Source organism: Kytococcus sp. HMSC28H12 (genome assembly GCF_001816045.1).
Lineage (GTDB): Bacteria > Actinomycetota > Actinomycetes > Actinomycetales > Dermatophilaceae > Kytococcus > Kytococcus schroeteri.
Genome location: NZ_KV824279.1, coordinates 1 through 6523, shown reverse-complemented (window position 1 = coordinate 6523; position 6523 = coordinate 1). Strand labels below are relative to the sequence as shown.

The window sequence follows — 6523 nt, the reverse complement described above, 5'->3', positions numbered from 1 at the left end:
GCCCCCACCGGCCCCGATGCGGGGAGCCGCACCGGGGGCACGGGGCTGGCCGGGCTCCGCGAGCGCCTGCGCCAGGCCGGCGGGCGCCTGGAGACCCACCCCACCGCCGACATGTTCACCCTCGTGGCCACCCTGCCCACCGACGCACCCACGCCTGCCCCGTCCCACCAGGAGACCCGATGACCCCCGACGCCACCGGCACCACCCCGGCCCGCACCCGCGTGCTGCTGGTGGAGGACGAGACCCTCATCCGCGAGGCGTTGGCCTCCCTGCTGGCCCTGGAGGACGACCTCGAGGTGGTGGGCCGCGCCGGGTCGGTGGCCGAGGCCCAGGCGGTGCTGCGCTCCACCGAGGTGGACGTGGCCCTGCTGGACCTGCAGCTCCCGGACGGCGACGGCATCGACCTGGCCGTGCACCTGGCCCAGGTGCAGCCGCAGGCGGCGAGCCTCGTCATCACCAGCCACGGGCGACCGGGGTACCTCAAGCGCGCTCTGGAGAACGGGGTGCGCGGGTTCCTGCCCAAGACCGTGGGACGCCGCGCGCTCACCGAGGCCGTGCGCACGCTGGCCACCGGCGGGCGGTACGTGGACCAGGAGCTCGCCGCCGACGCCCTGGCCGCGGGCGCCTCGCCCCTGAGCGCCCGGGAGGCCGATGTGCTGGAGCTCTCCGCCGACGCGGCCCCGGTGGAGGAGATCGCCGAGCGGGCGCACCTCTCCCCCGGCACGGTGCGCAACTACCTCTCGGCGGCGGTCACCAAGACCGGCACGGCCAACCGGCACGAGGCCGCGCGGGTGGCCCGCGCCAAGGGGTGGATCTGAGGGGTCCCGGCTCGATGCGGGGGCACGGGCCGACGAGGGGACCGAGCCGGTGCGGGTGGCCCGCATGACGTCCGTCATGCCGCGGCGGTGACGCCTCCCCGGCATCCGGTGCACGGGCTCACGGGTGGGTGGCCGGTGGCGGCCCGAGGCTGGAGCCACCACCGAGACACCAGGAGGCCACCGTGCTGGACGCACTGCAGAACTTCACCGAGGGCCTGCCGCCCGCCCTCCAGTGGGCCGGCGTCGCGCTCGTGAGCGCCATCCCGTTCGTGGAGAGCTACTTCAGCTCCACCATCGGCGTGCTGGCGGGGCTGCACCCCGCCGTGGCCGTCGCCGCCGCCGTGGTGGGAAACGTCGTCTCGATGCTGCTCTTCGTGACCCTGGCCGGCACGGGCCGCGCCCTGGCCACCTCCGGCGCCGAGGAGGAGTCCCCCCGCCGGCGCCGCTTCCGCCGGGCCTTCGACCGCTGGGGCGTGCCGGGTGTCTCGCTGCTGGGCCAGACCATGCTGCCCAGCCAGATCACCTCCGCCCTCATGGTGGGCCTGGGCGCCGACCGCCGCGCCGTCATCGGCTGGCAGTGCGTGAGCATCGTGCTGTGGGGCGTGCTCTTCGGCGCCCTGTCCAGCCAGGGCGTGCAGCTGCTGCGCTGAGACGGGTCAGGCGCGGCGGGCCGTGGCCAGGAAGGTCGGGTAGTCGCCATCCGGCTTGGTCACGGCCACACCGTCGACCACCGTCACCCGCTCGAACCCGGCGTCGGCCAGCCAGAGGCTGAACTGCTCGCGGTCGAACCCGTCGTGGCCGTGGAAGTCGTCCACCTGGGCGTGGAAGGAACCGTCCGGGTCGGTGTCCAGGTCGAGCACCGCGAGGTGGCCGCCCTCGGCGAGGAGGTCGTGCAGGGCGCCGAGCACCGGCGGCACCTCGACCAGGTGGTGCAGCACCAGGCTGCAGACCACCACGTCGAAGCGCTCGGAGGGCACGGCATCGCGGGTGAGGTCGAGCTCGAGCACGCGGGTGCCGGCGGGCAGGTCGCCCTCGGCCACCTTGGCGCGCATCACCGCGAGCATGCCCGCCGAGGTGTCGGCCAGGGTCACCCGGCCCACGTGGTCGGCCAGGGCAGCGGCCACCAGCCCGGTGCCGGCGCCGTACTCCAGCAGCCGCTCGTCGCCGCGCAGGTCGAGCGCGTCGACCACGGCACCGGCCACGGCGGCCGCCTCCTCGCGCTTGCCGGGGGTGCCGTCCCAGGTGGCCGCGCGGTCGTCGAAGTGGCTGCCGTGGTGGTCGGGGTCGTGGTGCGGGTGCTCGGGCACGGAGGCCTCCTGGCCGGTGGGTGCGCGACGGGTGAGGTGCCCCGTCACCATCCGGAGTATGCCGCGAGATCGGCCGGGTCCACCTCGCCACGAGCGGCCTCGACGCGGGCGTCGAGGAGCCGGTCGAGTGCGAGGTCCAGCTGATCGGCGCCGATGGTGAGCGGCGGCGTGATCTCCCGGACGTTGTCGCGCACCGGGTAGGCCACCACCCCGTGGCCCCAGCCGGCAAAGCTCGTGGCCGCCGCGAGCGCCGCGTCCCCCGGCGACCCCGCGCTCACTTGCCGGAGCCGTCCAGGTCCTGCCCGTCCTGCGTGGACGGGAACTCGTCGATGGCGCGCACGGCCTCGGTGAACTCCACCTCGACGTCGCGGCGGCGGTCCAGGTGGATGCCGGCGATCATGCAGCGCACGGACCCACCGGCCAGCTCGATGGTGGGGATGTCCACGGCCACGATGCGGCAGGACTCCTCGATGGCGGCCACCTGCGCGTCGGTCAGCGAGCGGCGGGCACGGCCCGACATCGCCATGATGCGCTGCGGCCTGCCGTCGGTGTCCTTGCCCATGAGCTCGATGGCGTTGCCGGCGAACTCGCGCACCTGCTCCTCGGTGATCTCCACGATCTTGCGGCCGTTCACCGTGAGGCGCTCGCCCACGGCCCAGCGACGCTTCTCGTCCTTGATCATGTCCAGGGCGAACAGGGCCACGTCCGTGCCGATGGTGGCGATGACGTTGGTGTGGTACACCGGCACGCCGTCGGAGTCCACGGCGTCGAAGGCCATGGGCTCGTAGCCGAAGTCGGCGCAGAAGCGCTCCAGCACCATCTCGTCGGCGCGGTGGCTGCGCGCGGTGTAGGCCACGCGCGAGACGTGGTCGAGCACCATCGCGCCGGTGCCCTCGAGGAAGATGCCGTCGGGCTCCAGGCCGGAGTAGTCCACGATCGTCTGCACGCGGTAGGTGCTCTTGAGCATCTCCAGCACGTCGGCGCGGCGCTCGAGGCGGCGGTTGGAGGCGTACATCGGGTAGACGGCCACGTAGCCGCCGGCGTGGGTGGAGACCCAGTTGTTGGGGAACACGCTGTCGGGGCGGGTGAGCTCGTCGTCCTCGAACACGTGCACGGTCACGCCGGCCTCGCGCAGCGCCTCGGCCAGGGCGTCCATCTCGGCGATGGCCTGCTGCGACACGGTGGCGGCGTCGGTGCCCTCGGCCACCTCGGACTGGAACGCGTTGTCGGCGGCGGTCGAGGGGTTGGGGGTGAAGTTCAGGGCGCGGACGAGGATGACGCTGGAGGGGGCCTGTGCACTCATGGGGTCAAATCTACCGGTGCTCCCGACCGTGCCCCGCCCCCCACGGACAGGCCGTGCCTCAGTCGGCCAGCAGGTCGGCGTACTGCGGCTCGTCCCGCATGAGGTGGCGCACGTAGGAGCAGTCCGGGCGCACGGTGCGGCCGGCCTCGCGCGCGGCCTCGAGTGCGGCCCCCACCACGGCCCGCGCCACCCCCTGGCCACGGTGCTCCGGCAGGGTCACGGTGTGCGGCATCACCTGCACGTCACCGTCCAGGTGGTACTCGGTGAAGCCGGCCAGCTCCCCGTCGACGTACCCCTCGAAGCGCTGCTCGGCGGTGTTCTGCCGCACGGTCACGGTCGGGTCAGTCATTGTCGCCTCCGGTGTCTCCCATGTGGGCCGCCGCGGCGCCCGCATCGGCCTCGTCCTGGTTGTCGGACCACTGCCACCCTGCCACCTCGGGCAGGTCCACCCCGTGCGCGTAGGCGTGGGCGCGGGCCTCCAGGCGCTTGTCCTCCATGCGCTGGCGCAGCCCGGCGTGGCGTGCGCGCAGCCCCGGCACGTGGTCGATGACGTCCATCACCAGGTGGTACCGGTCGAGGTCGTTGCGCATGAGCATGTCGAACGGCGTGGTGGTGGTGCCCTCCTCCAGGTAGCCGCGCACGTGGAAGTCCGACCCGGTGTCGTTGCGGTACACCAGCCGGTGGATGAGCCACGGGTAGCCGTGGTAGGCGAACACCACCGGGGTGCCCTCGGGGAACAGGGCCCGGAACTGGTCGCGGTCCATGCCGTGCGGGTGCTCGCCGGAGTCCTGCAGCCGCATCAGGTCCACCACGTTCACCACCCGCACCCTGAGCCCCGGCAGCTCGCGCTCCAGCAGGGTGGCCGCGGCCAGCACCTCCACGGTGGGGACGTCTCCGGCGCAGGCCAGCACCACGTCCGGCAGCTCCCCGTCGCGCACCGTGCCGGCCCACTCCCAGGTCCCGATGCCGCGCGTGCAGTGGGCGACCGCCTCCTCCATCGACAACCAGGTGGGCGTGGGCTGCTTGCCGGCCACCACCACGTTGACGTACTGCCGCGAGCGCAGGCAGTGGTCCATGGTGGACAGCAGGGTGTTGGCGTCCGGCGGCAGGTACACGCGGATGATCTCGGCCTTCTTGTTCACCACGTGGTCGATGAAGCCCGGGTCCTGGTGGGAGAAGCCGTTGTGGTCCTGCCGCCACACGTGCGAGCTGAGCAGGTAGGTGAGCGAGGCCAGCGGGCGCCGCCACTCGATGCCGTTGGTGACCTTGAGCCACTTGGCGTGCTGGTTGAACATCGAGTCCACGATGTGGATGAACGCCTCGTAGCTGCTCATGAGGCCGTGGCGGCCGGTGAGCAGGTAACCCTCCAGCCAGCCCTGGCACTGGTGCTCGCTGAGCACCTCCATGACCCGGCCCGACGGGCCGAGGGGCTCCCCGGCGTCGTTCGGGTGGTACTCCCCCATCCACTGCTTGGGGGTCACCTCGTAGACGTCCTGCAGGCGGTTCGACGCGGTCTCGTCCGGCCCGAACACACGGAAGTTCTGCAGGTTGGCGGCCACCACGTCGCGCAGCCAGGCCCCCATGCGGCGGGTGGGCTCCACCACCTCGGCGCCGCGCTCCTCCACCGGGACGGCGTAGCGGCGGAAGTCGGGCAGCTCCAGCTCCTGCAGCACCGCGCCACCGTTGGTCACCGGGTTGGCGGACATGCGGGCGGTGCCCTCCGGTGCGGTGGCGGCGATCTCCGGCAGCAGGGCGCCGTCGGCGTCGAACAGCTCCTCGGGGCGGTAGGAGCGCAGCCAGTCCTCCAGCACCCTCAGGTGCTCGGGGGTGTCGCGGGCGCTGGCCAGGGGCACCTGGTGGGAGCGCCAGTGGCCCTCGGTCTGCCTGCCGTCCACCTCGGCCGGGCCGGTCCAGCCCTTGGGGGTGCGGAAGACGATCATCGGCCAGGCCGGGCGGTGCGCGTGCGGCACGGAGCCGTCGGCGGCGGTGGGGTCCTGGCCCTGCTCGGCGCGCACCGCCGCATCGGCCTTGAAGCGGGCGATCATGTCGAGCGCCTCGTCGAGCACGGCTGCGAAGCGCTGGTGGATGCTGATCGGGTCCTCGTCGTCGAACCCGGCGGTGAAGAACAGCGGCGTGTGGCCGTACCCGGTCATGAGTGCGGCCAGCTCGTCCTCGGGGATGCGGGCGAGCACCGTGGGGTTGGCGATCTTGTAGCCGTTGAGGTGCAGCACCGGCAGCACCACCCCGTCGGTGTGCGGGTTGAGGAACTTGTTGGAGTGCCACGCGGTGGCCAGCGGACCGGTCTCGGCCTCGCCGTCACCCACCACGGTGAAGGCCAGCTGGTCGGGGTTGTCGAACACCGCCCCGTAGGCGTGGGAGAGCGCGTACCCCAGCTCGCCGCCCTCGTGGAGGGATCCGGGGACCTCCGGGGAGACGTGCGAGGGGATGCCGCCGGGAAAGCTGAACTGCTTGAACAGCCGCTGCAGGCCGGCCTCGTCGCGCGTGATGCCGGGGTAGGTCTCGGTGTACGTGCCCTCGAGGTAGGTGGAGGCCACCAGGCCCGGGCCGCCGTGGCCGGGGCCGGTCACGTAGAACGCGTTGAGCCCGCGCTGCCGGATGGCCCGGTTCATGTGCGCGTAGAGGAAGGTGAGCCCGGGCGTGGTGCCCCAGTGGCCCAGCAGGCGGGGCTTCACGTGGTCCTCGGTGAGCGGCTGGCGCAGCAGGGGGTTGTCGAGCAGGTAGATCTGCCCCACGGAGAGGTAGTTGGCGGCCCGCCACCACTGGTGGATCCGTGCGGCCTCCTCGGCCGTCAGCGGGGTGGAGGGTCGGTCGGGCCAGGCGGTCGGTGCGGTCACAGCGGCTCCTCGAGGGTGGTGTCGCTCACCGGGCGCCGGCGGTCCCCGGGCCCGCTCACCACGCTAGCCACCCCAGCCGGTCCGGCGCACCTCGACACCCCTGCCAAACCCTTGGCCAACTCCTGACCGCGGCTTGGTCCGTGCTCGAGGGACGCGGGGCCACCATCACGAGGACCCCCTCACCCCCCTTGGAGGACACCATGCGTCGCCCCCTCGCGCTCACCCCCCTCGTCGCCCTGG

Annotated in this window: 7 protein-coding genes and 1 pseudogene; 3 read left to right on the top strand and 5 right to left on the bottom strand. The window is 72.9% G+C overall.

Features of this window, described 5'->3' with window-relative positions; genetic code table 11:
* From HMPREF3099_RS12645 to HMPREF3099_RS01275, 3 genes and pseudogenes are all read left to right on the top strand, one after another.
* Positions 1-183: pseudogene (locus HMPREF3099_RS12645) on the top strand (sensor histidine kinase); the annotation flags it as partial.
* The gene (locus HMPREF3099_RS01280; RefSeq protein WP_070703399.1) at positions 180-818 is read left to right on the top strand and encodes a response regulator transcription factor; all 639 of its coding nucleotides are present in this window, start codon (positions 180-182) and stop codon (positions 816-818) included. The pseudogene HMPREF3099_RS12645 and the gene HMPREF3099_RS01280, both read left to right, overlap by 4 nt.
* Before the next feature lie 182 nt (positions 819-1000).
* Positions 1001-1468, top strand: coding sequence for a hypothetical protein (locus tag HMPREF3099_RS01275; protein WP_070703398.1), 468 nt, complete (start codon positions 1001-1003; stop codon positions 1466-1468).
* A gap of 6 nt (positions 1469-1474) precedes the next feature.
* On the opposite strand, the gene HMPREF3099_RS01270 is transcribed toward HMPREF3099_RS01275, so the two are convergent.
* Genes HMPREF3099_RS01270 through HMPREF3099_RS01250 form a run of 5 tightly spaced genes read right to left on the bottom strand, consistent with a single transcriptional unit; the run spans position 1475 to position 6283 of the window.
* Positions 1475-2173: a class I SAM-dependent DNA methyltransferase gene (locus tag HMPREF3099_RS01270; protein ID WP_237769690.1), complete on the bottom strand. Its 699-nt coding sequence runs from the start codon at positions 2171-2173 to the stop codon at positions 1475-1477.
* On the bottom strand, positions 2170-2403 hold the full coding sequence (locus tag HMPREF3099_RS01265; RefSeq protein WP_070703397.1) for a hypothetical protein: 234 nt from the start codon (positions 2401-2403) through the stop codon (positions 2170-2172). The genes HMPREF3099_RS01270 and HMPREF3099_RS01265 overlap by 4 nt, the downstream gene beginning before the upstream one ends.
* Positions 2400-3428: a citrulline utilization hydrolase CtlX gene (ctlX, locus tag HMPREF3099_RS01260; RefSeq protein WP_070703396.1), complete on the bottom strand. Its 1029-nt coding sequence runs from the start codon at positions 3426-3428 to the stop codon at positions 2400-2402. Before ctlX ends, HMPREF3099_RS01265 begins: the two co-directional genes overlap by 4 nt.
* Before the next feature lie 58 nt (positions 3429-3486).
* Positions 3487-3777 (bottom strand): GNAT family N-acetyltransferase, encoded by a 291-nt coding sequence (locus HMPREF3099_RS01255; protein ID WP_070703395.1) that lies wholly within the window; start codon positions 3775-3777, stop codon positions 3487-3489.
* Complete coding sequence (locus HMPREF3099_RS01250) at positions 3770-6283, bottom strand: phosphoketolase family protein (RefSeq protein ID WP_070703394.1); 2514 nt, start codon at positions 6281-6283, stop codon at positions 3770-3772. The genes HMPREF3099_RS01255 and HMPREF3099_RS01250 overlap by 8 nt, the downstream gene beginning before the upstream one ends.
* Positions 6284-6523: the final 240 nt, after the last annotated feature.

Coding starts and splice junctions, on each gene's coding strand:
- HMPREF3099_RS01280 (WP_070703399.1), top strand. CDS start 180: ATGACCCCCGACGCCACCGGCACCACCCCGGCCCGCACCCGCGTGCTG.
- ctlX (WP_070703396.1), bottom strand. CDS start 3,428: ATGAGTGCACAGGCCCCCTCCAGCGTCATCCTCGTCCGCGCCCTGAAC.
- HMPREF3099_RS01255 (WP_070703395.1), bottom strand. CDS start 3,777: ATGACTGACCCGACCGTGACCGTGCGGCAGAACACCGCCGAGCAGCGC.